Origin of the sequence: Bradyrhizobium sp. CB3481 (genome assembly GCF_029714305.1) — a bacterium.
GTDB lineage: Bacteria > Pseudomonadota > Alphaproteobacteria > Rhizobiales > Xanthobacteraceae > Bradyrhizobium.
Window position 1 is genome coordinate 6,070,234 of the sequence record NZ_CP121647.1, and the last position, 24,027, is coordinate 6,094,260.

A 24,027-nucleotide genomic window follows, 5' to 3' on the forward strand; every position below is an offset into this window, starting at 1 on the left:
CAATGTTGACCGCCGCCATTCCTCAAGCCTAACAATTTCGCCGTCCTCTACTCCTCCCCACCCAAGCGAGAACTCCCATGGATCTGCACCTGCGCGGCAAGCGCGTCCTGATCACCGGCGCCTCCAAGGGCATTGGCGCGGCCGCCGCCGAAGCCTTTGCCGAGGAAGGGGCCGACGTCATGCTGGCCGCCCGCAACGGCGATGCCCTGAAAGCGCTTGCTGAAAAGCTGCGCTCGTCGCACCAGATCGGCGCGACCGCCCATGTCGTCGACCTGCGCAAGGCCGAGGACATCGCACGGCTGGCGAAGGAAGCCGCCGAGATCGACATCCTCGTCAACAATGCCGGCGATATTCCCGGCGGCTCGCTTGAGAAGATCGATGAAGCGACCTGGCGCCATGCCTGGGAATTGAAGGTGTTCGGTTACATCAACCTCACCCGCGCGATCTACGCCCAGATGAAGGCACGCGGCGGCGGCGTCATCGTCAATGACATCGGCGCGGCCGGCGAAAGATTCGATGCCAACTACATCTGCGGCAGCGCCGGCAACGCCGCGCTGATGGCGTTCACCCGCGCGCTCGGCGGCAAGAGCCTCGCCGACAATATCCGCGTGGTCGGCATCAATCCCGGCCCGGTCGGCACCGACCGCCACGTCACGCTGCTAAAGACGCGAGCCAAGAACCAGTTCGGCGACGAGAACCGCTACAGGGAATTCCAGAAGGGCATGCCGCTCGGCCGGCCCGCGCATGCCCGCGAGATCGGCGATCTCATGGCGTTCCTGGCCTCGGACCGCTCGGGCTATACGTCAGGCGTGATCGTTACGGTGGACGGCGGGCATACGTCGGGGTGGGGTTAGCCATCTCGCAACAACCACTGACCTCATCCCTGAGAGTTTGTGAAGCTATCTCTACCCGTCATTGCGAGCGCAGCGAAGCAATCCACGTCTCGGCTCGGGGATAGATGGATTGCTTCGCTACGCTCGCAATGACGTGGATATAGTGGCGCGCACAATCTCTCCCCTCATCCTGAGGAGCATCGCGAAGCGATGCGTCTCGAAGGATGGCCGCGGGTACCGGCCGCGCCTGCATGGTTCGAGACGGCGCTATCGCGCCTCCTCACCATGAGGGTTAGGCAGACGTCCGTGCTACGCCTACCCCGTCGTTCGCTCGAACAACTGCCGGATCAGCGTAGTGACCCTACCCTTCGGTGACATCATCTCATACATGACGGTGAAATGGTTCGCGCCGGGAATTTCCTCATACGTCACCGGCAAGCCATAACGGGCACGATGGCCAGCGAAATCGGCGGTCTGCTTGCGGAGCAGCGGCAGCTCGCTGCTGCCGACCACCAGCGACAGCGGCTTGAGCGGGCCGCCCTCCTGCGTCATCGGCGAGTTGCGGTGTGATATCGCTTCATCGGCCTTCAGTTTCTCGTTGAGATAAGAGTGGCGGATCGGTTCGAGATCGTAGATGCCCGAGATCGCCATTCCCGCCCTCACCTTCGGATGCGACAGCGCCATCGAGGTCAGGTGCCCGCCGGCGGACCAGCCCGATACCACGATGCCCGCATCGGCGGCACCGAGCGCCGACAACTGTCCGGCGAGATGATCGATCCCCGCTTGGATCTCGGCGACGATCTCGTCCAGCGTCGCCTCCGGCGCCAGCGTATAGCCGATCAGCGCCACGTTGATGCCATGCGCCATTGGCCCTTCGGCAACGACGGTAAAAACCTCCTTGGCCCGCGCCTGCCAGTAACCGCCGTGGATGAACAACAGCGTCGGCGCGTTATCCGCCGCTTTCAGAAAATCGATCCGGTTACGCTCGCGCGGCCCATAGCGCAAATCGATATGCGCGGGAAAACGCTTGCGCAACTCGGCAGAGCGCTGCTCCCAGCCGGCGACCATGTCGACGCTGCCGGAGACGGCGACGCCGTTGTTGAGGCCGAGGTCCAGCTCCTCCCGGCTCATGGCGCGCCAGTCCAGCGCAGAAAACAATGTCGTCATGCAATATCTCCGGTCGGCTACAACTTCGATGCGTTTCCACTTTGCCGGAAAATGTTCTACAGCACCATGACAAACGCAAAATGAGCGGGAGATAACGAAGTGGCTGATCAAGGGCTGGTGCGTGAGACGGCAATTGCCATTGTCGGCAGGCTGAAATCCGGCGAGGTCAGCCCGCTCGACCTGCTCGACGTCCTGGAAAAGCGTATCGCCGAGGTCGACGGCAAGGTCAATGCGCTGCCAACGCTGTGCTTCGAGCGCGCCCGTAAGCACGCTAGCGAGCTGATGAAGAAGCCGGCCAGCGCGCGCGGGCTGCTCGCCGGCCTTCCGGTCCCGATCAAGGACCTCACCAATGTGGCTGATGTCCTGACCACACAGGGCTCGCCGATCTACAAAGATAATATTCCGGCCAAGTCGGACATTCTCGTCGAGCATCTCGAAAACAACGGCGGGGTGATCTACGCCAAGTCGAACACGCCGGAATTCGGCGCCGGCGCCAATACGTTCAATGAAGTGTTCGGCCCGACGCGCAACCCGTGGGACACCTCGCGCTCCGCCGCGGGCTCCTCGGGCGGCGCGGCGGTCGCGCTCGCCACCGGCACGGCGTGGCTGGCGCATGGCTCCGACATGGGCGGTTCGCTTCGCAACCCCGCGAGCTTCTGCGGCATCGTCGGCTTGCGGCCGAGCATCGGCCGCGTCGCGCACACCATTGCCGCTGCCGTCGACCGCAATCTCGGCGTCCAGGGCCCAATGGCGCGCAATGTCGAGGACGTCGCGCTATTGCTGGACGCCATGAGCGGCGAGCATCCCGGCGATCCGCTGTCGCTGCCGGTGCTGCCCAACTCGTTCCTCTCGGCCGCGCGCTCCGGCAACAAGCCGAAGCGCGTCGCCTATTCGCCCGATCTCGGCATCACGCCGGTCGATTCCGAGGTTGCCGCCGTCACCCGCAAGGCGGCGGAGCGCTTTGCGGAAGTCGGCGCCATCGTCGAGGAAGCCCATCCCGACCTGCGCGAGGCCCATGAATGCTTCCATGTGCTGCGCGCATTTGACTTCGCGCTTTCCAAGGCGGCGCTCTTGCGCACCAAGCGCGACCTGCTCAAGCCGGAAGTGATCTGGAATATCGAGGAAGGCCTCAAGCTGACGGTCGAGCAGCTTGAACGCGCCGAAGCGCAGCGCGTCGCGATGACCGCGCGCACGCTGGAATTTTTCGACAAATACGATCTTCTGCTTTGCCCGGCGACGATCGTGCCGCCGTTCCCGGTCGAGAACCGCTATGTCGCCGAATGCGCCGGCAAGAAGTTCGACAACTACGTCGAATGGCTTGGCATCGTCTATGCGATCACGCTGGCGTGCTGCCCCGCGCTGTCGCTGCCTTGTGGATTCACCGCCTCGGGCCTGCCGGTCGGGCTGCAGATGGTGGCGAAGCCGCGCGGCGAGGCGCAGCTGCTCGCCGGCGCCAAGGTGCTGGAGGATGTTCTGGGCGTGCGCGGCACGACGCCGATCGATCCGAGGGCGCCGAAATAATCGCGGTCGCCCGACCAATATCTCCATCCGGCAAGGCGTCTTCCAGTCTGATCGGGGAACCCGGCACCGTCCATCGTCGTTACCTGCCGTTGTGCATGGCGAACTGATCCGACACCAAGGGATCGTACCTCGCCCTTTGGAGACGGATCATGACCGATCAAGCCATCAAGTCCGCCGGAGATCATCTCGACATCCAGGATGCAGCGCGGCGGATCAAGGCGATCTTCATCGGCTCGATCGGCAACCTCGTCGAATGGTACGATTTCTACGCCTACACCGCGTTCGCGCTGTATTTCGCGCCGGCGTTCTTCCCCAGCAGCGATCCGGTCGTGCAGCAGCTCAACGCCGCGGTGCTGTTCGCGGCAACCTTCCTGATGCGGCCGCTCGGCGGCTGGCTGTTCGGCTTCATCGCTGACCGTTATGGGCGGCGGCTGTCGCTGACGCTGTCCGTCGTGTTCATGTGCTTCGGCTCGCTGATCATCGCGGTGACGCCGACCTATGCCACGATCGGGCTGGCGGCCCCCGCCATTCTGGCGCTGGCGCGCATTATCGAGGGCCTCAGCCTCGGCGGCGAGTACGGCGCCAGCGCGACCTATCTCACCGAGGTCGCCGATCCCAGGCATCGCGGCTTCTATTCGAGCTTCCAATACGTCACGCTGATCGGCGGCCAGCTCACCGCTATCATGGTGCTGCTGTTGCTGCAGAAGGTGTTTCTGACGCCCGAACAGTTGAAGGAATGGGGCTGGCGCATCCCGTTCGTGATCGGCGCCCTCCTTGCGATCGTCGCCGCCGTGATGCGGCGTAACCTCCATGAGACCGAAGCGTTTGAGGAAGCGAAAAAGATAACAAAGCCGACCGGTTCGATCCGCGGTCTCCTGAAATATCCGCGCGAACTGCTGCTCGTCGTTGGCCTCACTGCGGGCGGTACCGCAGCGTTCTATACCTTCACCACCTACATGCAGACCTTCGTCAAGCTCTCCGTCGGCCTCACTGAGGACCAGACCACTTTTGTGATCTTCGGCTCGCTGGTGTTCGCGACCCTGCTGCAGCCGATCTATGGCGGCCTCTCCGATCATATCGGCCGCAAGCCGCTTTTGATTTTCTTCGGCGTCATGGGCACGTTGGCAACCGTCCCGATCCTGACGACGCTGAAAGAGACGAAGTCGCCCTTCACGGCATTCCTTTTGATCTGCGCCGCCTGGCTGTTCGTTGCCGGCTACACCTCGATCAACGCCGTGGTGAAGGCCGAGCTGTTCCCGACCAATGTCCGCGCGCTCGGCGTCGGCCTGCCCTATGCGATCACGGTATCGCTGTTCGGCGGCACCGCGCCGGCGGTGGCGCTCTACTTCAAGACGCTCGGGCATGAGCACTGGTTCTATTATTATCTCAGCGGCATGATCTTCCTCTCGCTGCTCATCTATGCAACCATGCGCGATACCAAGCATGCGTCCGCAATGCATCGCCACGAGTGACTGATCGCCAGATGGCCGACGAGAACGAGCCGCCGCCGGAAAGCAAGCTGACGCGCAGCAAGCAGCGCTGGGCGCGCGAGGGAAAATTCCTCACCGGCAAGATCGCGCGCCCCGAGGAAGCACGGCTGCCGCCGGGCCAGCATCTGACCAAGGATTGGCCGACGCTCGACCTCGGCGTGACGCCGAACATCTCGCGCCAGCGCTGGCGGCTCGACGTCTATGGCGCGGTCGAAGCGCCGCTGTTCTGGGATTTTTCGGAGTTCACCGCGCAGCCGCAGAGCCAATTTCTGTCCGACATCCACTGCGTCACCACCTGGTCGCGCTACGACAATCAATGGGAAGGGCTGGCGACGCGCGATCTGCTCGATGCCTGCCGTCCCCGCGAGGACGCGCGGTTCGTGGTGCTGCATTCCCACGACGGCTACACGACGAACTTGTCGCTGGAGGATTTCGCCGCTGAAGACGCCCTGCTCGCCCATAGCTGGTCCGGCGCGCCGCTGGAGCAGGAGCACGGCGGCCCGGTGCGGCTCGTCGTGCCGCATCTCTATTTCTGGAAAAGCGCGAAATGGCTGCAGAGCATCGAATTTCTCGCTGAGGACAAGCCCGGCTATTGGGAAGTCCGCGGCTACCACAATCGCGGCGATCCCTGGGCCGAACAGCGATATTCAGGCGACTGAAGATACGTTAGTTTCGGGGCTTCATCCTTCGAGACGCATCGCTTCGCGCCGCTCCTCAGGATGAGGTCTACTATCCTCATGGTGAGGAGCGCGGCAATGCCGCGCGTCTCGAACCATGCAGGCCGCGACTGCAGCCGAGCGGATTCGCGCTCAACTCAGGAGACAAGTCATGCCGACGGAACGCTTTCAATTCACCGGTGAAGGCGGACATCAACTTGCCGCCGCGCTGGATACGCCTGACGGGCCGGTGCAGGCCTATGCGCTGTTTGCTCATTGCTTCACCTGCGGCAAGGACGTGCTGGCAGCCAAGCGGATCGCGACGGCGCTTGCGGCCAAGGGAATCGCCGTATTGCGCTTCGACTTCACCGGCCTCGGCGCCAGCGAGGGCGAATTCGCCAACTCGACCTTCACTTCCAACGTCGCCGACCTCGTCCGCGCCGCGGCTCATCTGCGAGAAACCCACGCAGCGCCGGCGCTCTTGATCGGCCACAGCCTCGGCGGCGCGGCAATCCTCGCCGCGGCCGGGCAGATTCCGGAAGCAAAGGCGGTCGTCACCATCGCCGCGCCCTCCGATCCCGTCCATGTCACCCATCTCTTCAAGGACCGGATCGAAGACATCCGCGCGCAGGGTCAGGTGGAGGTCCAACTCGCCGGACGTCCGTTTCACATCAAGCGTGAATTCCTCGATGACGTCGCCGAGCACAGCCTGGCGGCGCATATAGCCAAACTTCACAAGGCGCTTCTCATCATGCATTCGCCGACCGACGACACCGTCGGCATCGACAACGCGACCAAGATTTTCGCCGCGGCAAAACATCCCAAGAGTTTTGTGTCGCTGTCCGGCGCCGATCATCTTCTCAGCCACCGGCGCGATGGCGCCTATGTCGCCGATGTTATCTCGGCTTGGGCCCAGCGCTATATCGAGCCGGCCGCCGCACAGCTCGTTGCGGCCGCCAGCGAGGGGCCACGCAACATCGTGGTGCGCGAAACCCGCAACAGCAAGTTTCAGCAGATCGTCACCGCGGGGCCCCATGAGATGCTGGCGGATGAACCCGCCGCGGTCGGCGGCCAGGATAGCGGACCCGGACCGTATGATTTCCTGCTCACCGGCCTTGGCGCCTGCACCTCGATGACGATGCGGATGTATGCCGACCGAAAATCGCTGCCGCTCGATCGCGTCACGGTGACGCTGAGACACAGCAAGATTCACGCAAAGGATTGCGCGGAGTGCGAAACGCGCGAGGGCATGCTGGACCAGATCGACCGCGTCATCTCGATCGAGGGCGCGCTCGACGCCGACCAGCGCGCACGGCTGATGGAGATCGCCGACAAATGCCCGGTGCACCGGACGCTTAAGTCGGAGATCCGGATCGTGACGAAGGCTGCGGATTAGGCGGCCGCCAGCGGCCGAACCCGCAGCGCGCCGCGCAGGCCGGCGGCGGTGCCGACGAGGATGCCGGCGAAGGCGATCAGGGAAGCCAGTGCCAGCGTGGAAAACCCGGTCAGCCCCTGCCCGATCGAGCAGCCGAATGCCATCACGCCGCCGATTCCCATCAGCGCCGCACCGCCGCCCGAACGCAACATGTGCCGCGGCGACTGAAAGCCTTCGAGCTGAAAGCGGCCGGTGAGTAGCGCGGTCGCGAGACTTCCGGCGAACACCCCGAACACCGTGACGATGCCGAAATTCAATGTCGAGCCTGTCGATAGCATGATGTATTGCAGCGCGTCCGCGATCGGCGCGATGAAGGTAAGCGAGGTCACCGGCGCCGGATTGAAATCGTCGGCGCCGAGATAGCCGGTTGCGAACCAGCCGCCCGCGACCAGAAGGCCGATCACGAGGCCGGCGGCAACCTGGCCGGGCGAGCGGCGGAACGCGGGATGCGCAAAGGCGAAGATGATCAGCGCCGCCGAAATGATCGAGGCCGCCAGCATGCGCGCCGCCGTTGCACTGAGGCCGGCGGCCGCAAACAGCGCGGGCACGGAGTTGGCCGTTGCCGTGGTCTGCGACGCGCCGACCATCGCGATGCGCGCCGGCGCGATCAGCCCCTTCAGCGTCATCTGCGCGAAGATCGCCAGCACGACGACGACCAGGAAGGAGCGAAGGTTGCCGCGCCCGAGCAGCACCAGCGCGCGCGAGCCGCAGCCGTTCGACAGCACCATGCCGTAACCGAACAACAGCCCGCCGAAGAACATCACAGGTGCCGAGAAGGATGCTTGCAGATAGATCGACTTGCCGATATCGACGAGGCCGGCGGCCGCTAGCAACTGCGTTGCTGCGACGCCAACGCCGATCGCCAGCGCATAGGTGCGCACCAGCCGGCCGTCGCCCTCGGCCCAGAAGCCACGAAGGCTCGAGAGCAGGCAGAAGCCGCTCAGTAGTCCGACCGATCCGTAAATCAGACCGATCAATAGTCCGCTCAAAACAATGATGTTGCTACCGTCCAGCACCGGCATGTCCTCGCTCTACGGCGCCGCAAACGCGTCGCCACGGCTCAAATAGGAAGCAATTTAGAGGTTGCTAATACGTTGGAAGCGCAGGTCCGTCCACGGTCGTCGCAGGCAAAGAATTAATCTCTCGCGCGGTGGCGAGATCGAGGAACAAACATGCTGTCCCTGCGCAAGACTGGAGAGATTTGTTTTACGTGCAAAAACGGGAGGCAGCCCTGCCCGATCACCTAACCCGAAGGCCGCAGGATCACGCGATCGCGCGACGACCCGGCAACGGCATTAAAGGCCGCCTTCGCCTGTTCCAGGGGATAGATCGCGCCCGGCTTGATCGGAAACGGCTTAAGATGTCCGCTGGCGAATCCGGAACCGAGTTCCCGCAGCACCGCGCCGGTTGCCACCGACGACAGGCCGAGCGTGTCGATGCCGACATAGGTGTGCTGGCCGCGATAGAATTCCAAAATATTGAACTGCACGATGCGGTCGACCGCAGCGATCAGGATCTGCCGCCCGCGCAGTGCCAGTGATTTGTGGGCCGCGTCGAAATAAGGATCACCCACCGTATTGAAGACGATGTCGGCGCCCTTGCCGCCGGTGAGTTCACGCACGCGCGCCGCGACGTCGGTTGAAGAGGCGTCGATCACCTCGACTGACGAATTGGCATGGCCTTCATAGGCCTCGCTCTTGCGCACGACACCGAACACGCGCGCGCCATGCCAGGTGGCGATCTGTGTCGCCGCCTGCCCGACCTTGCCGTTGACGCCCATGACAAGCACGGTCTCGCCGGCCTTCGGGATGCCGGCGCGGCCCAAGCCTTCCATGGCGGTGACGAAGGGCACGCCGATGCCGGCGGCCTCTTCCCAGGAAACGCTCTTCGGCTTCTCCACCACGGCATCCGCCTCGACCAAGAGATGCGTGGCGTGGGTGCCGTCGCGGCGGATGCCGAGATCGCCGGAGGAGCCGAACACCTCGCGACCGACCCAACCTTCCGGCCCATCCATCACGACACCCGCATAGTCGCGGCCCGGGGTGCGCGGGAATACGGCGTAGGGCATCAGCCCGGTCGCGGCCTTGACGTCGGATGGGTTGACAGCCGCGGCCTTGATTTCGATCAGCAACTCGTTTTCGCCACGTGACAGCGCACGCGTCTCGATCACGGGTGCGATCGAGGCGGCATCGGCGACTTTTTGCGGCAGGCGGACACAGCGGGCCTGGACTGTAACGGGCTTAACGTCTTGCTCTTTCGCAACCGGCATCGCGGCCTTCCTGCTCATTTATTCAAGCAGGAGTTACCCTTTCGGCCGCTTGTCGTAAACCCGTTTGGCCTTGCCGAGCGAACGTTCCAGCGTGTTCGGCGCGACCGCCTTGATGCGGGCGGTGATGCCGATGGTGTTCTTGATGAAGACCGCGACTTTTTCGGCGTGCGGCTCCAGGCCGCTGCCGTCCCAGCTTTCCGGGCGGGCTTCGGCAAGCACCGTCATCTCGTCCATGCGCCCTTCCCGCGTCAGCTCGATGATGAAATGGCCGCCGCACCAGTCGGTCTTAAGCAGCGCCTCCTCGATCTGGGTCGGGAAGACGTTGACGCCGCGCAGGATGATCATGTCGTCGGAACGCCCGGTCACCTTTTCCATCCGCCGCATGCCCGGCCGCGCCGTGCCCGGCAATAGCCGCGTCAGGTCGCGGGTGCGGTAGCGGATGATCGGAAAGCCCTGTTTGGTCAGCGAGGTGAACACCAGTTCGCCCTTCTCGCCGTCACCCAGCACCGCGCCCGTATCAGGATCGATCACTTCCGGATAGAAATGATCTTCCCAGATATGCAGGCCGTCCTTGGTCTCCAGGCATTCCTGCGCCACGCCGGGGCCGATCACTTCCGACAGGCCGTAGATGTCGGTGGCGTCCATGTCAAACGCCTGCTCGATCTCGGCGCGCATGGCGTTGGTCCAGGGCTCGGCGCCGAAGATGCCGAATTTCAGCGAGGATTTTGTGGGATCGAGGCCTTGCCGTTTGAACTCGTCGAGAATGGCCAGCATGTAGCTCGGCGTCACCGTGATGATGTCGGGCCTGAAATCGTTGATCAGTTGCACCTGCCGCTCGGTCATGCCGCCGGAAACCGGCACCACCGTACAGCCGAGTTTTTCGGCGCCGTAATGCACGCCGAGCCCGCCGGTGAACAGGCCGTAGCCATAGGCATTGTGAATGATCATGCCGGTGCGGCCGCCGGCGGCGCGGATCGAGCGCGCCATCACCTCCGACCAGATGTCGATATCGCCCTGGGTATAGCCGACCACGATCGGCTTGCCTGTCGTGCCCGAGGAGGCATGAACGCGAACCAGTTTTTCGCGGGGGACCGCGAACATGTTGAAGGGATAATTGTCGCGAAGATCCGTCTTCGCCGTGAACGGGAATTTGGCGAGATCGGAAAGCTCCTTGAAATCGGACGGGTGCACACCGGCCGCATCGAACGCCTTCCTGTAATGCGCGACATTGTCATAGGCGTGTTTGAGCGACCAGGCGAGGCGCCGGGTCTGCAGCGCCATGATCTCGTCCCGTGAGGCGCGCTCGGCTTCATCGAGTTCGGGATGGTAGCCGCTTCCGCTGGACTTCAATTTTGCCATGGCCATGACGTTTCCCCTTCTCGCTATTCTTGTATGGCTGCGCTGTCCGTCGCCGGCAGCCAGGTGCCGGCGATGGTGCGCGAATGCCCGCGGAATTCGGCGATCACGGCATCGCCTGATGTGACGCGCACGTCGTAGATGCCAGACCGGCCGTTGCGTGAGATTTCGCGCGCGGTTGCGACCAGGACGTCGCCGAGCTTGCCCGGCCGGATGAAGGCGATGTCGCATTGCGCGGCGACCGCGCGTTCATTGCGGGAGTTGCAGGCAAAGGCGAAGGTCGAATCGGCGAGCAGGAAGATGAAGCCGCCATGGGCGATGCGCTGGCCGTTGACCATGTGCGGCGCGACCGTCATCGTCAGCGTCGCCTGCCCCGGCTTGACCTCGACAATCGTCATGCCGAGGCCCTTGCTGGCGTCGTCTTCCTTCCACATCGCATCCGCGCAAGCGCGGGCGATTTCATCCGGCGAAAGCGCGACGTTCATAGCGGGTAGCCCGCTCGGCGAGACGGTTCCACGACGTTTTCTCCCTTTTGCGTACGGGCCTGTTTGGCCTCTTTACGTAGTGTGGGAACGAAGCACCTTGGGTGTCAACGATCCCTGTCTGTAGCCTCAACCACCTCCGTCATTCCGGGATGGTGCGCGTAAGCACCAGACCCGGAATCTCGAGATTCCGGGTTCGCTTCGCGCCCCGGAATGACTCCTTCTCACTCACACATGGTCGTAATCCACCACGACCCTGTCCGAGCACGGCCGCGCCTGGCAGGTCAGGATGAAGCCCGCCTTCAGCTCCCACGGCTCGAGCGAATAATTGACTTCCATCTGCGCGTCGCCCTCGACCAGCTTGGCGCGGCAGGTCGAGCACATGCCGCCCTTGCAGGCGAACGGCAGGTCCATGCCGGCGCGCAGGGCGGCATCGAGAATCGCCTCACCCTCGGCGACCGGCACCTCGCGCCGCTTGCCGTCGATGATCAGCGATGCCATCGCCTTGGGCGGTGCAGATGCTTCGACCACCTTCTTCGGCCGCGGCTTGCCGCCGAACTCCGAAACGAAACGCTCGACGTGAATGCGATCCTCGGGGATACCGACCTCGCGGCAGGTCGCCTCGATGTCCTCGCTCATGCCCAAGGGGCCGCAGATGAAGACGTGATCGACGCTCGATGCCGGCACCAGCGAGCGCAGCAGCACCCGCACCTTTTCGCCATCGAGCCGGCCGTGCAGGATCGGAATGTCCTGCTCCTCGCCGGAGATGACATGGAACAGCGAAAGCCGCTGCATAAAACGGTCCTTCAGCTCCTCCAGCTCCTCGAGGAACAGCATGTTCGACGTCGAGCGATTGCCATAGAACAGGAAGAAGCGGCTGTCCGGCTCGCGGGCCAGCACGCCCTTGATGATCGAGAGGATCGGCGTGATGCCGCTGCCGGCGGCAAAGCCGACATAGACCCGCGCCTCGCCGGGCGCATGCGCAACGCCGAAGCGGCCGGTCGGCGTCATCACGTCGAGCTCGTCGCCGGCTTTCAGCTCCTCCGCCGCCCAGTTCGAGAACGCGCCGCCGTCCACTTTCTTCACGGCAATGCGCAGTTCGCCATCGTCAGGCCCGGAGCAGATCGAATAGGAACGCCGCACTTCCTCGCCGTCCATGGTGGTGCGCAGCGTGAGATATTGCCCGGGGTTGAAGCTGTAGTCGCCTTCCAATTCCCTTGGGATCACGAAGGTCATCGATACGGCATCCGCAGCTTCGCGGCGGAGGTCGTTGACGGCCAAGCGGTGGAAACGTGGGGCGTGGGACATCGCTGCTTACCCCGCCGTCATTGCGAGGGGCTCGCGACAAAATTGCAAAGCAATTTTGCGCTGAAGCGACGAAGCAATCCATCTCTCGTCACGCCGGACCATGGATGCTTCGCTTCGCTCGCAATGACGGGCATAGTTGCGGCCTCAATGACACTTGAAATAATCAAACGGTTCGCGGCAGGCCTTGCAGCGCCAGAGCGCCTTGCAGGACGTCGAGCCGAACTCGGACAGCAGCTCGGTATTTTTAGAACCGCATTGCGGACAGGCCACCTGCTGCTCGCCGAACAGCGCGCGGCGCGATTGCGAGGCTAGCGGCGGCGCGATGCCGTAGGCGCGGAGCTTGTTGCGGCCGTCGTCGCTCATCCAGTCCGTGGTCCAGGCCGGCGACAGCACGGTGCGAACGACAGGCCGGGCGATGCCGGCGCGTTCCAGCGCCAGCTCGATCTCCAGTGCGATCATGTTCATGGCGGGGCAGCCGGAATAAGTCGGCGTGATCGCGACCTCGACGCGGCCGTCATGCACCTCGACCTCGCGCAGCACGCCGAGATCGGCGATCGTGAGCACAGGGATTTCGGGATCGACCACCTGTGATGCCGCCTCCCAGGCGCGCCGGCGCAGATCGGTATCGTTTGAAACGACCGTCACCATGACGCCCCCGGAAAGGTCCGCTGCATCGATTGCAGCTCAGAGAGGAGATGGCCGAGATGCTCGCTGTGCCGGCCGCTGCGGCCGCCCTGCTGCATCCAATCGTTCTTGGGCAGGGCGAGCGTCGCCTCGCTGACGACGCCAGTGATCGTCTTCAACCATGGCGCACGAAGCGGCGCCGGATCGATGGCGATGCCAGCATCGATCAGGCCGCGCTCGCTGTCGTCGACCGAAAACATCTCGCCGGTGAAGGCCCAGAGTTCGTCGATGGCGGCTTGCGCGCGGCGATGGCTTTCCTCGGTGCCGTCGCCGAGGCGGATGATCCATTCCGAGGAATGCCGCAGATGGTAAGCGCTTTCCTTTTCCGATTTCGCCGCGATCGCCGCCAGCGTCGCGTCAGTGGAGCGCATCATCGCGCGCCAGTAGAGATCGGCGAAGGCCGCATAGAAGAACTGCCGTACCATGGTGCGCGCGAAATCACCGTTTGGCTGCTCCAGCAGAAGCAGGTTGCGGTACTGGCGGACGTCGCGCAAGTAAGCGAACTTGTCCTCGTCGTTGCCCCTGCCCTCGACCTTGGCCGCATAGGTATAGAGTTCGCGCGCCTGCCCCAGCAGGTCGAGCCCCATATTGGCGAGCGCCATGTCTTCTTCCAGCATCGGGGCGTGGCCACACCATTCCGACAGCCGGTGCCCCAGGATCAGCGCATCGTCGGCGTGGCGCAGCGTGTAGAGCACCAGCGGCGTTTCGGAGACAGTGATGTTGGCTGCGGTCATGTTTGCTTCCACCTGCCTCTTCAAATTCGACCTCATCCTGAGGAGCGCCGCAGGCGCGTCTCGAAGGATGGGCCGCGAGTCCCGTTGCCGCCATCCTTCGAGACGCTTGCTTCGCAAGCTCCTCAGGATGAGGCCTGAATTCCCGGCTCAACGCCTCATGGCTCACCATGAGGATCGAAACTCACATATGCCCGACTTCCTCAGGCACGTCGTAAAACGTCGGATGCCGGTAGATCTTGGATTCCGCCGGCTCGAACATCATGCCCTTGTCGGACGGATCGGATGCGGTGATCGCGCTCGATGGCACCACCCAGATCGAAAGCCCCTCGCCGCGGCGGGTATAGATGTCGCGCGCTGCCTGCAGCGCCAGCGTCGCATCGGTGGCGTGCAGCGAGCCGACATGCTTGTGCGCAAGCCCGTTGCGGCTGCGGATGAAAACTTCCCAGAGCGGAATGTTCGGCGTTGCCATCGTCGTCTCCCTACTCGGCGGCCTGCAAAGTGGCGCGCTGCCTGCGCTTTTCGGCATAGGCCATCGCCGCTTCGCGCACCCAGGCGCCCTCTTCATGCGCCTTGCGCCGTGCCGCCATGCGGTCGCGATTGCAGGGGCCGTTGCCGGCCAGCACCTGCTTGAATTCGTTCCAGTCGATCGCGCTGTATTCCCAATTGCCGTTTTCGTTCTGCTTCATGCCGGGATCGGGAATGGTCAGACCAAGGAACTGCGCCTGCGGCACGGTGGCGTCGACGAATTTCTGGCGCAGCTCGTCGTTGGAGAAGCGCTTGATCTTCCATTTGGTCGAGGTGTCGCTGTGCTGGCTGGCCTGGTCGGGCGGACCGAACATCATCAGTACCGGCCACCACCAGCGGTTCAGCGCGTCCTGCGCCATCGCCTTCTGCTCTTCGGTGCCGCGGCACAGCATCAGCATGATCTCAAAACCCTGGCGCTGATGGAACGACTCTTCCTTGCAGACGCGGATCATCCCGCGCGCATAGGGGCCATAGGAGCAGCGGCACAGCGGGATCTGGTTCATGATCGCCGCGCCGTCGACCAGCCAGCCGATCGTGCCGATGTCGGCCCAGGTCAGCGTCGGATAGTTGAAGATCGAGGAATATTTTGCCTTCCCCGCCAGCATCGCATCGACCAGTTCCTCGCGCGAGGAGCCGAGCGTCTCGGCGGCGGCGTAGAGATAGAGGCCGTGGCCGCACTCGTCCTGCACCTTCGCCAGCAGCGCGGCCTTGCGGCGCAGCGACGGCGCGCGCGTGATCCAGTTGCCTTCGGGAAGCATGCCGACGATTTCGGAATGGGCGTGCTGGGAAATCTGCCGCGTCAGCGTCTTGCGATAGGCCGCCGGCATCCAGTCATTCGGCTCGATCCGCTCTTCGGCATCGATGCGCGCCTGAAACTGCGCCGCACGTTCGGCGTCCTCAACGTGGCGGTCTTCGCCCTCGGACGAATTGAGCGCCTGCGTATACATGGCGGACCTCCCGGTATTTGTTGGGAGGCAACATATAACATAATTTTAGATATGCAATATAATTCTGTAACATATTTACGGCCCATCGAAACGCCGGAACAGCTCGGCGCCGGGTTCCGGTAGCGGTCCGTTTTCGTTGGTCGCATGGCGGTCAAGCCATCGTTCGGACGCTGGAAGCAGCGCGCGATAGATCTCACCGCACAGCTCGCGGGCCGCCCTGCCCGGCCACTCCGCCGGCAACAGTGAAGTCGGCAGCAAGGGATCGCGCAGCACCACCCGGCGGTAATGGTGGATCAGCAGCACGCGCGCGGTGAAGGCGTCGGCCTCCGTCAGCCGCTCGCCCTTGCCGATCCTCTCCCGCAGCGGCGCGAAGGTCTTCATGAACTTCTGATAGGCGTCCGCGGTGCGGTGAAGCGGCCAGCTTTCGCTGAGCAGCCGCCGGCCGCTGTCGTCTTCGGCCGAGACTTCGAGGCGGATCGCGCCTGAGGCCTCCGTTGGAATCGGAACGCCCGACGGCGCAACCCACACGCCCGGCAACGGACTGCCGAAGCCCGCATTCTTCAGCGCCTCGCGCGCGGCATCGCGGTCGCCGCCATTGCCAATCAACAAAAGCTCGAAGCGCCCGGTCCAGTCGGAAGCCGGCGGGCCGTAGATGTGTTTCGTCGCGATATCAAACGTTTGCCGCCCGCTCTGCACGAGCCGGTAGAAGCTGTTGCGGCCGATTCTATTGCGCTCGAACCAGCCGTCGGCGGTGAGCCGCGACATCGCGGTGCGCACCACGCTGGCGTCGATATCGAGTTGCTCGAAGAATTCGAGCAGCGTGCCGAGCCACACCGAGCCGCCGCGCGGCACGATCGCATCGCCGAATACGGTGATGACAATAGAGCCGGTGCGCGAAGGTTCGCGCTTAAGCTGTTGAACGATACGGGCAAGCGGCGGCGACATGCGTCAACGCATAGCGCGTTTTGCGGATTCCTGAAATCGGCGGTGGCCGCTGCTCCCTCTCCCCGTCCTTCACGGGGAGAGGGTTGGGGTGAGGGGCTGCCTCCGCAAATTCGATAGACCTGAGTACGCCGAGAGAGCCCCTCACCCGGCGCTTCGCGATAGCTGAAGCTTCGCTTCAGCGTTCTTTGCTAAGAACGGCCGCCGAAGGCGGCCTATGCTCTCCCCGCAAGAGCGGGGCGAGGTTAGCAACCACCGGCGCATTTCTCAGCGATGTGGATACGGCGCCACTGCCCCTCTCCCCGTTCTTCACGGGGAGAGGGTTGGGGTGAGGGCTGCCTCGGCAAATTCGACAGCGCTGAGTACGCGGGCACAGCCCCTCACCCGGCGCTTCGCGCCGACCTCTCCCCGCAAGAGCGGGGCGAGGTTTAAGGCACCAGGCGCGCTCTAACGATGCGGGTTCGGATAGACCAGGCCGCGCCAGCCGCTGCGGTCGAACGGAGCCCACTCGCCCTCGGCCTGCGCGAGGCGATCGGCAACCGCATAAACGGCGGCAGGGTGATGGCCCATGCCGCAATGGCTGCTCTCGACCTCGATGCTCTCCGACATCGCCGAGGACTTTTCCATGCAGCCCTGCCAAGCGCAGATGCCGTCGGTGCGGCTGAAGATCGCGGTGGTCGGCACCGGAGGGGGCGACGACAGCGCGCCGCCGAAGCGCGTGTCCTCCTCATCGGCGCGGCGGCCGCTTGCCAGCTCATAAACGCGCCAGGCATTGGTGGCCTTCGGGCCGGCCGCGAACGGGCTGCCGAGCGTGATCACGCTGCGTACCCGCTCCGGCATCATCTTGGCGAGCTGCCGTGCATAGAGGCCGCCAAGGCTCCAGCCGACCAGCGAAACTTTGCGGCCATGCGTGTCGTTCAATTCCTGCACCAGATCGACCATCGCGTCCTGCACGCCATGGCGCAGGCCGAGATTGCGTCCCTGCCGCCAGCCGCTGACGGCGTAGCCGCGACCTCGCAGGAAGGCGCGGAGCGGACGGGTCGAGACGTCGGATGCGACGAGCCCCGGCAGCACCAGCACCGGATGGCCATCGCCGCGCGGCGCGAGGCTCAGAAGCGGCAACGCGCCGAGAAACGCACCCAATTCGGAAATGGCCCGGCCTTCCAGCAGCATCAGGGTTCTGGACGGCGGGGCAAGCGTCTGCGCAGCAACGGACATCATGTCTCCTCTCGGACGCGGCTCCTTACGTCGCGGCAGCCGGCCACTGGTTCGGTTACGTAGACGCGACCTTTCAAGAATCGTTCGCAGTGCAACATTGTTCCAGTAAAAAGCTAAGGAACCGGTTTTGCGCTTGCAAGCCGGCCAGATCACACTTGGAACAAGTAAAGGCGTTGACGTGATTAATTAGTCACAGCAGCCGCAGCAGGTATTCGAGGGTGTAAAGCGCCAGCCCCGCAAGCCCGCCGATCAGCGACCCGTTGAAGCGGATGTATTGCAGGTCGCGGCCGATATTGATTTCGATCAGCGAGATCAACTGCCCCATGTCCCAGGACTTCACCTGGTCGGAGATGAAGGTGGAGACGCCGCTCTTCTGCTCGGCAACGACGGTTCGCAGCACCGCGACGAGACCCTGGTTGATCTCGGCGCGCAGCTCGGCATCGCCCGCCAATGCCTCGCCCGCTTTCATGAACATGCGAACTAGATATTGCTGCAGCACCTGCGTCTCGCCCGACGCGCTGCGCTCGAAGAATGACCGGATGTTCTCCCAGATGTGGCGCGCGAGGCTGGTCAATTCGGGGCGCGCCAGCAGATCGCGCTTCAGGCCCGCGATGCGCTCGGCATAGGCCGGATCGCTGCCGAGGCGGTCGACGAAGTTCAGCACCATGCGGTCGAACTCGCCGCGGAAGGGATGCGCGGGATCGTTGCGGACTTCCTCGAAGAAGGCGCTGGCGGATGCCACGATCTTGTTCACGAGAAACTTGTCGGCGCGATAGAGTTTTAGAAGCGTCGGCAGTTCGCTCCGGATCTTCTCGCGGATCATGGCCATGGTCTCGGCCGTCGTCATCGTCTCGTGCACGCCGCGCAGGAGATCGTCGAGCAGGCCCTGGTGACGGCCTTCCTTGATGAAGTTGCGCAAGGTGCCGGCGGCCAGCGGCGCGAGATCGATCGCCATCAGTTGCGCCGTGATGCGGCGGCTGACGAAGGTCATCAGCCCGGAATTCTCGGTCGCAGCGACTGCCTCAGGCAACAGCCGCAGCGCAAAGCGCGCAAGATCCTCGCTACGCTTGCGATCGCGCAGCCAGTCTGCGATGAACGCGCCGAAATCGATCTGGCGCAGCTTGGCTTCGACGGGAGCTGCCTCGAGGAAATGCTGCTCTATGAATTCGCCGAGCTTGTCGGCGATGCGCTGCTGGTTGCTCTGGATGATCGCTGTATGCGGGATCGGCAGTCCCAGCGGCCGCTTGAACAGCGCGACCACGGCGTACCAGTCGGCCAGGCCGCCGATGGTGGCGGCCTCGGCGAAGGCCGCGATGAAGCCGAACACCGGATGCACCGGTAACAACGCGCGGGCGGCGAGGAAGATCACGAACGTCGCCGCCAATACCGATGTCGCCAGCAGCTTCACGCGCCGCAGCTCAGCGGCACGCGCGGCGTCGCCGGGGCTGTCGATGATGAAGGTGGCCGGGAGAGTCATGGCGACTTTCGGGGTGGACGACGACCCTCATCCTGAGGAGCCGCGAAACGGCGTCTCGAAGGATGAAGACCCCATCGTGGCCTCATGGTTCGAGACGGCGCAAGAGCGCCTCCTCACCATGAGGGTCTACACTGATCTATGCGGACGCCCGACAAAAAGAAGGCCCGCATCGGCGGGCCTTCGAAGCTCAGTGGTCAGGCAAATCGCGATCAGGCGGTCTTGGTGTAGACCTTGGAGAAGTTATCCTGCGCGGTCTTGGCGCCCTCGGTGACCAGCTTGCCGAGATACTCGGTGGAAGCCTTCGCCCGCGAGACGAGCACTTCGCCACGCGCACGGACCAGCTCCGACTGGATCTGGGCGGCTTCGCTCAGCGACTTGGCCGAAGCGAGCTTGTCGATGCCGGCGAAGAACGCTTCCGCGTCCTGGTAGAGCGCCTGCTGGATGTTGCGGCTGATCTTGGCGGCCTCGGTGACCGAACCGGCAACGGCGGTCTCGATCGCGGCGGTGACCTTCTCGGAGCCGGCATAGGCATCGGCGGCGCGCTCCTTGGCGGTCTCGGCCTGCTTCTTCACGAACTCACGGGCGGCTTCCGGAACTTCCAGGTTCTGGAGCTTGGTGAACGCCTCGGTGACGGGCGCGAAGGCTTCCTTGACGCTGTTCAGCACGGAATTGGTATCGGTCATTGGGGTCTCTCCATCCTCAGGTTTGAGCAACGGGGCTCACCCCGTCCGGATTGGCCCGGGGCATGCGTGTTGCGCCATAGTTAATGGTGCGATGCAACATCAATGTTGCAGCGCGATATCACGAATTCGTGATCAGCCTAGGGCGTGAGCGGATTGCCGAGCGAACCAGCAAAAGTTCCACTTTAGTCTAATACCTGACCCGCCCCCGGCTACTTTGCATGGGGTTGTTTTGCGATTTTTGTCCAGGCCCTGGCGCCGCTAGTGCTGGACGGCCCCTGGCAGCCCGTAGGCCTCGAGCTGCGCCCGGACCTGCGCCACATTGTGCCCGAGCACGACGATGTCGTGCTTCTTGCCATCGACGTCCCGGACATGGTCCCGCAGCAGCGCCTCGGCCCTGAAGCCGAGGCTTTCGAACAGGGCGATTGCCGCCTGCTGGTCGACCGTCATCTGCACCGACAGCTTCTCCAGGCCGGCACCCAGCGCCAGCGCAAAGGTCTCCTGAGACAGCGCCCGTCCGACCCCCAGCCCGCGGACATCCAGCGACACTACCATGCGGATCTCGCCGACATGGGGCGACCAGGAATGCGGATCGCGCACCAGCGTGCCGCAGCCGACCACCGTCCCGTCCTTTACCGTCAGCAGGCTGACGATGGCGCCGCGCTCGATCTCGTTGATCCAGGCCGACAGCACCTTTGGCTGGCTGATGTTGCGCGGCAGGAACAAGAGATCATGCGTCGGCAGCTTTTGCGCAAACGCCAGCACGGCGGCTTCATCCGCGCGGCCCATCAGGCGGAATTCGATGTCGCCGGCGTCGGTCTTGACGGTGCGGGGATAGGAACGTGTCTCGCTCATGTTGATCTCTTACCTAGCCAGGAATCCAGTTTCGGCCACAGCCGCTTGATGGCGTTGGCGCCGGCGACGAGGCTGACGTGACCGCCCTTCAACATCACCTCTTCCTTGTCTTCGGACCCGATCTTGGTGATCAGATGCTTTGCAGCATCATACGGCACGATGTGATCGTGCTCGGCGACCGCGTGCAGGATCGGCACCTTGATGTTCGCAAGCTTCGCCTCGCGCCCGCCGACCGACATGGTGTCGTTGTAGAGCTTGTTGTCCCACATCAGGTCCTTGGTGATGGCGCGAAAGTATTCGCCGGCCAGCGGCAAGGTGTCCGTGCCCCAGCGATCCATCATCCGGTAGGCCTTGACGTATTCATCGTTCCAGATGTTTTCCCAGAGCTGCACCTGGCTGACGGTGCGCGAAGCCGGCCGCAACATTTCGAACGAGGACAGGATCATTTCCGGCGGCACGTTGCCGACGCTGTCGACCAGGCGGTCGACGTCGAAATAGCGGCGATCCGAAAAGTTCTGGAACAGTTTCATCTCGCGGAAGTCGATCGGCGTGGTGAAGCAGATCAGGTTCTTCATCGGCCCGTCGTGGAAGATCGAGCCGTACAGCAGCGACAGCACGCCGCCGAAGCAATAGCCGATGATGCTAACGTCCTTTTCGCCGGAATCCTGCTGCACGCGGCGGATGCAGTCCGGGATGAAGTCGAGGACGTAGTCCTCCATCCGCAAGCTCTTCTCTTCGGGCTTCGGCGCGGTCCAGTCCAGCATGTAGACGTCGTAGCCGCGCTTGAGGAGAAACTCGATAAAGCTCTGGCCCGGCACCATGTCGAGGATGTAGCCGCGGTTGGTGGTGGCCATCACGATCAGGATCGGCACGCGGTAGATCTCATCCGCGATCGGGCGGTAGTGATAGAGGTTCATGGTGCCGCGGACGGCGAGAATGTCCTTCGGCGTCGAGCCGAGCGTGGGGCCGGAGGTGGAGAAATATTCAACACCCTTGATGCTGCGCTGGATCGCGCGTTGCACCTCGGACTGGACCCGCTCGGAAATGGAAGCGAAATCGAGACCCGTAGGGGCGTTCATTTTGGCTCTCCCTCCGAGGGCGGACGCTTGGTGCGCGGCGGACGCGGCGTGCCGGAGCCGCCCTCCTGCGCCAGCGAGTTGTGATGCACCTGGTGCAACAGCGCCTTGATCTCGTTGAGCTGGCCCTCGATGTTCTGCAGCCGTTCGGCCATGCCGACCAGTTGCGCCCGGCTCGGCAGGTTCATGGCGAGGAGATACTTCTCCATCAGCTCGCCAAGCTGCTTCTGCGCGCCCGCAGTGGCGCCGCCGACCTGATTCATCGCTTTTGAGAATTCAGGCGACGTCATCGCCTGATTGGCAAAGGAGTTGAACCCCTTCTCCATCTCCCCGATCATGGTCTGCCAGATCGCAGCAGGATCGTTGCCTTTGTCGGCCATCGGCGCCCTCTCCCTCAAAGGTTACGAGCGCTTGCCACGCTTCGCTTCTATTGCCCCATACCACACCGTTGCGCGGAGCCGGTCAACCGCCGCCACGCCTTCTGCGGTGCGGGAAACCATGCCATAGTTACCCAAAGCTCCGGTCATTTAAGGGAAGACGCGATGCTCGCCCATCAGCCGCCACAGATCGCCCGCGCCAACGGCATCGACATCTGCTACGAAATCTTCGGCGACCCGGCCGCGGAACCGCTGCTGTTGATCATGGGGCTCGGCGCCCAGATGATCCACTGGGACGACGACTTCTGCCGCCAGCTTGCGGCGCGCGGCTTTCGCGTCATCCGCTTTGACAACCGCGACATCGGCAAATCCTCGCATCTCTCCGGCGGCAAGCGCCTGACCCCGTTCGAACTCCTGAAGCAGCGTTTCCTGAAGATCCCGGTCGCGTCGACCTACAAGCTGATCGACATGGCCAAGGACACGGTCGGCCTGATGGACGTGCTTGGCATCAAGTCTGCGCACCTTGTCGGCGCGTCGATGGGCGGCATGATTGCGCAGGAAGTTGCGCTGTCGTTTCCGCAGCGGGTGCGTTCGCTGACTTCGATCATGTCGACCACAGGCAATCCCAAAGTGCCGCCACCGACCCGTGAGGCTGCCGCCGTGCTGATGGCGCCGCCGCCGCAGACCAAGGAAGAGTATTTCGAGCGGTTCGCCAAAACCTGGAAAGTGCTGCGCATCGGCTCCTTCCCGGAGGACGAGGCGCTCGACCCGGCGCGTGCTGCGCGCACCTATGAGCGCGGCCTCAATCCGGCCGGCGTCGGGCGGCAATTGCGGGCGGTGCTGGCCTCGGGCAGCCGCAAGGAACGGCTGCATCATCTGAAGATTCCGACGCTGGTCATTCACGGCACCGTCGATCCGCTGGTGCACCCCGAAGGCGGCAAGGACACCGCGGCCTCGATCCCCGGCGCGAAGCTTTTAATGATCGAAGGCATGGGCCACGCGCTGCCGATCCCGATGTGGCCGCAGATCATCGACGCGATCGACAAGCACGCGCATGGCGCGGCGGCGAAGGCGGCGTAGGTTTTTCGTCGTTCCTGCGAAAGCAGGAACCCATAGCCCCATGCCGTGGTGAGTTAAGCAAGGCGTCAACCGCTGCCTTACATCAGCCAGGCCGCGGCGTATGGGTCCCTGCGTTCGCAGGGACGACGCGGAGATTATCGAACTACTCACCCCTTCGTTGCCATCCAGATGAGATGACGCACGCCGCGGCCTCTGCCGGTGGCGCGGATGTTGATTTCGTTGACCTCGAAGCCAGCGCTGCGAAGGCGTTTGGTGAACGCCGCATTAGGCCCGGAAGACCAGATGGCGAGCACGCCGCCCGGCCGCAGTGCCGTGCGCGCGGCATTCAATCCGCCAGCGCTATAGAGCGCGTCGTTGCCCTTGCGCGTTAGTCCTTCCGGGCCGTTGTCGACATCAAGCAGAATGGCGTCGAATTTCGACCGGTGCGAGCGGATGATTTCGGCGATATCGGCTTCGCGGATGGTGACGCGCGGGTCGTTCAGGCTGTCGCCAAAGATTTCCGCCATGGGACCGCGCGCCCAAGCGACGACGGCCGGCACCAGTTCCGCCACCACGATGCTTGCCTCGCTGCCGAGAACCGCAAGCGCCGCGCGCAAGGTAAAGCCCATGCCGAGACCGCCGATCAGCATCTGCGGGCTTTCAACTTTCTCGATCCGCTTCGCTGCGAGCGTCGCCAGCGCTTCCTCGGAGCCCGAAAGGCGGCTGTTCATCAGTTCGTTGCTGCCGAGCTTGATCGAGAATTCCTTGCCGCGACGCATCAGGCGGAGTTCATCGTCGGTGCCGGGAATCCGGGCGGTATCGAGTTTTTCCCATGGAATCATGCGCGGCTTTTAGCATGATCGGCCGGACCTACGCACGGTCATCGTCCGGCTTGGCCGGACGATCCAGTATTCCAGAGACGGGGGTTGTTTCGGT

At 63.6% G+C, this 24,027-nt stretch carries 24 protein-coding genes; 6 read left to right on the forward strand and 18 right to left on the reverse strand.

What is annotated here, in order from left to right:
• Positions 1-77: 77 nt before the first annotated feature.
• Complete coding sequence (locus QA643_RS29615; RefSeq protein ID WP_283029193.1) at positions 78-854, forward strand: SDR family oxidoreductase; 777 nt, start codon at positions 78-80, stop codon at positions 852-854.
• A 294-nt stretch (positions 855-1,148) separates the two neighbouring features.
• Here the strand turns inward: QA643_RS29615 and QA643_RS29620 are convergent, their stop codons facing one another.
• Entirely contained in the window at positions 1,149-2,000 is an 852-nt protein-coding gene (locus tag QA643_RS29620) for an alpha/beta hydrolase (RefSeq protein WP_283029194.1), read from the reverse strand.
• Positions 2,001-2,099: 99 nt separating this feature from the next.
• Between QA643_RS29620 and QA643_RS29625 the strand changes: the two genes are divergently transcribed.
• The 4 genes from QA643_RS29625 to QA643_RS29640 all read left to right on the forward strand — a co-directional run bounded on the left by QA643_RS29625 (position 2,100) and on the right by QA643_RS29640 (position 7,063).
• Positions 2,100-3,521 carry an amidase family protein gene (locus tag QA643_RS29625; RefSeq protein ID WP_283029195.1) on the forward strand — a complete coding sequence of 474 codons (1,422 nt, stop codon included), beginning with the start codon at positions 2,100-2,102 and terminating at the stop codon, positions 3,519-3,521.
• A 149-nt stretch (positions 3,522-3,670) separates the two neighbouring features.
• Positions 3,671-4,993, forward strand: coding sequence for an MFS transporter (locus QA643_RS29630; protein WP_283029196.1), 1,323 nt, complete (start codon positions 3,671-3,673; stop codon positions 4,991-4,993).
• Positions 4,994-5,004: 11 nt separating this feature from the next.
• The gene (locus QA643_RS29635) at positions 5,005-5,670 is read left to right on the forward strand and encodes a sulfite oxidase-like oxidoreductase (RefSeq protein ID WP_283034972.1); all 666 of its coding nucleotides are present in this window, start codon (positions 5,005-5,007) and stop codon (positions 5,668-5,670) included.
• A gap of 169 nt (positions 5,671-5,839) precedes the next feature.
• Positions 5,840-7,063, forward strand: coding sequence for a bifunctional alpha/beta hydrolase/OsmC family protein (locus QA643_RS29640; protein ID WP_283029197.1), 1,224 nt, complete (start codon positions 5,840-5,842; stop codon positions 7,061-7,063).
• Here QA643_RS29640 and QA643_RS29645 read toward each other — a convergent pair.
• From QA643_RS29645 to QA643_RS29720, 16 genes are all read right to left on the reverse strand, one after another.
• Positions 7,060-8,124 carry a YeeE/YedE family protein gene (locus QA643_RS29645; protein WP_283029198.1) on the reverse strand — a complete coding sequence of 355 codons (1,065 nt, stop codon included), beginning with the start codon at positions 8,122-8,124 and terminating at the stop codon, positions 7,060-7,062. The genes QA643_RS29640 and QA643_RS29645 overlap by 4 nt on opposite strands.
• Positions 8,125-8,345: 221 nt before the next feature.
• Positions 8,346-9,371: a zinc-binding alcohol dehydrogenase family protein gene (locus QA643_RS29650; protein ID WP_283029199.1), complete on the reverse strand. Its 1,026-nt coding sequence runs from the start codon at positions 9,369-9,371 to the stop codon at positions 8,346-8,348.
• Between the two features lie 33 nt (positions 9,372-9,404).
• Complete coding sequence (paaK, locus tag QA643_RS29655) at positions 9,405-10,736, reverse strand: phenylacetate--CoA ligase PaaK (protein WP_283029200.1); 1,332 nt, start codon at positions 10,734-10,736, stop codon at positions 9,405-9,407.
• Positions 10,737-10,753: 17 nt separating this feature from the next.
• Positions 10,754-11,212 (reverse strand): hydroxyphenylacetyl-CoA thioesterase PaaI, encoded by a 459-nt coding sequence (paaI, locus tag QA643_RS29660; RefSeq protein ID WP_283029201.1) that lies wholly within the window; start codon positions 11,210-11,212, stop codon positions 10,754-10,756.
• Between the two features lie 225 nt (positions 11,213-11,437).
• Complete coding sequence (gene paaE, locus QA643_RS29665; RefSeq protein ID WP_283029202.1) at positions 11,438-12,517, reverse strand: 1,2-phenylacetyl-CoA epoxidase subunit PaaE; 1,080 nt, start codon at positions 12,515-12,517, stop codon at positions 11,438-11,440.
• 144 nt (positions 12,518-12,661) lie between these two features.
• Positions 12,662-13,165 (reverse strand): 1,2-phenylacetyl-CoA epoxidase subunit PaaD, encoded by a 504-nt coding sequence (gene paaD / locus QA643_RS29670; protein ID WP_283029203.1) that lies wholly within the window; start codon positions 13,163-13,165, stop codon positions 12,662-12,664.
• Positions 13,159-13,935, reverse strand: a complete 777-nt coding sequence (gene paaC / locus QA643_RS29675; RefSeq protein ID WP_283029204.1) for a 1,2-phenylacetyl-CoA epoxidase subunit PaaC — start codon at positions 13,933-13,935, stop codon at positions 13,159-13,161. Before paaC ends, paaD begins: the two co-directional genes overlap by 7 nt.
• A 181-nt stretch (positions 13,936-14,116) precedes the next feature.
• On the reverse strand, positions 14,117-14,404 hold the full coding sequence (gene paaB, locus QA643_RS29680; RefSeq protein ID WP_283029205.1) for a 1,2-phenylacetyl-CoA epoxidase subunit PaaB: 288 nt from the start codon (positions 14,402-14,404) through the stop codon (positions 14,117-14,119).
• Between the two features lie 10 nt (positions 14,405-14,414).
• Entirely contained in the window at positions 14,415-15,407 is a 993-nt protein-coding gene (gene paaA / locus QA643_RS29685; protein WP_283029206.1) for a 1,2-phenylacetyl-CoA epoxidase subunit PaaA, read from the reverse strand.
• A 75-nt stretch (positions 15,408-15,482) separates the two neighbouring features.
• On the reverse strand, positions 15,483-16,352 hold the full coding sequence (gene paaX / locus QA643_RS29690) for a phenylacetic acid degradation operon negative regulatory protein PaaX (protein ID WP_283029207.1): 870 nt from the start codon (positions 16,350-16,352) through the stop codon (positions 15,483-15,485).
• 444 nt (positions 16,353-16,796) lie between these two features.
• Positions 16,797-17,567 carry an alpha/beta hydrolase gene (locus QA643_RS29695; protein ID WP_283029208.1) on the reverse strand — a complete coding sequence of 257 codons (771 nt, stop codon included), beginning with the start codon at positions 17,565-17,567 and terminating at the stop codon, positions 16,797-16,799.
• A 190-nt stretch (positions 17,568-17,757) separates the two neighbouring features.
• Entirely contained in the window at positions 17,758-19,044 is a 1,287-nt protein-coding gene (locus QA643_RS29700; RefSeq protein WP_283029209.1) for a DUF445 domain-containing protein, read from the reverse strand.
• Positions 19,045-19,253: 209 nt separating this feature from the next.
• The gene (locus tag QA643_RS29705) at positions 19,254-19,727 is read right to left on the reverse strand and encodes a phasin (RefSeq protein WP_283029210.1); all 474 of its coding nucleotides are present in this window, start codon (positions 19,725-19,727) and stop codon (positions 19,254-19,256) included.
• Between the two features lie 258 nt (positions 19,728-19,985).
• Positions 19,986-20,579 (reverse strand): GNAT family N-acetyltransferase, encoded by a 594-nt coding sequence (locus QA643_RS29710; RefSeq protein WP_283029211.1) that lies wholly within the window; start codon positions 20,577-20,579, stop codon positions 19,986-19,988.
• Positions 20,576-21,658 carry an alpha/beta fold hydrolase gene (locus QA643_RS29715; protein ID WP_283029213.1) on the reverse strand — a complete coding sequence of 361 codons (1,083 nt, stop codon included), beginning with the start codon at positions 21,656-21,658 and terminating at the stop codon, positions 20,576-20,578. The genes QA643_RS29710 and QA643_RS29715 overlap by 4 nt, the downstream gene beginning before the upstream one ends.
• The gene (locus QA643_RS29720; RefSeq protein ID WP_283029214.1) at positions 21,655-22,035 is read right to left on the reverse strand and encodes a hypothetical protein; all 381 of its coding nucleotides are present in this window, start codon (positions 22,033-22,035) and stop codon (positions 21,655-21,657) included. The genes QA643_RS29715 and QA643_RS29720 overlap by 4 nt, the downstream gene beginning before the upstream one ends.
• Positions 22,036-22,197: 162 nt before the next feature.
• Between QA643_RS29720 and QA643_RS29725 the strand changes: the two genes are divergently transcribed.
• A complete protein-coding gene (locus tag QA643_RS29725; protein ID WP_283029215.1) occupies positions 22,198-23,112 on the forward strand; it encodes an alpha/beta hydrolase in 915 nt (304 codons plus the stop codon).
• A 146-nt stretch (positions 23,113-23,258) separates the two neighbouring features.
• Here QA643_RS29725 and QA643_RS29730 read toward each other — a convergent pair whose 3' ends face one another.
• A complete protein-coding gene (locus tag QA643_RS29730; RefSeq protein WP_283029217.1) occupies positions 23,259-23,933 on the reverse strand; it encodes a spermidine synthase in 675 nt (224 codons plus the stop codon).
• Positions 23,934-24,027: the final 94 nt, after the last annotated feature.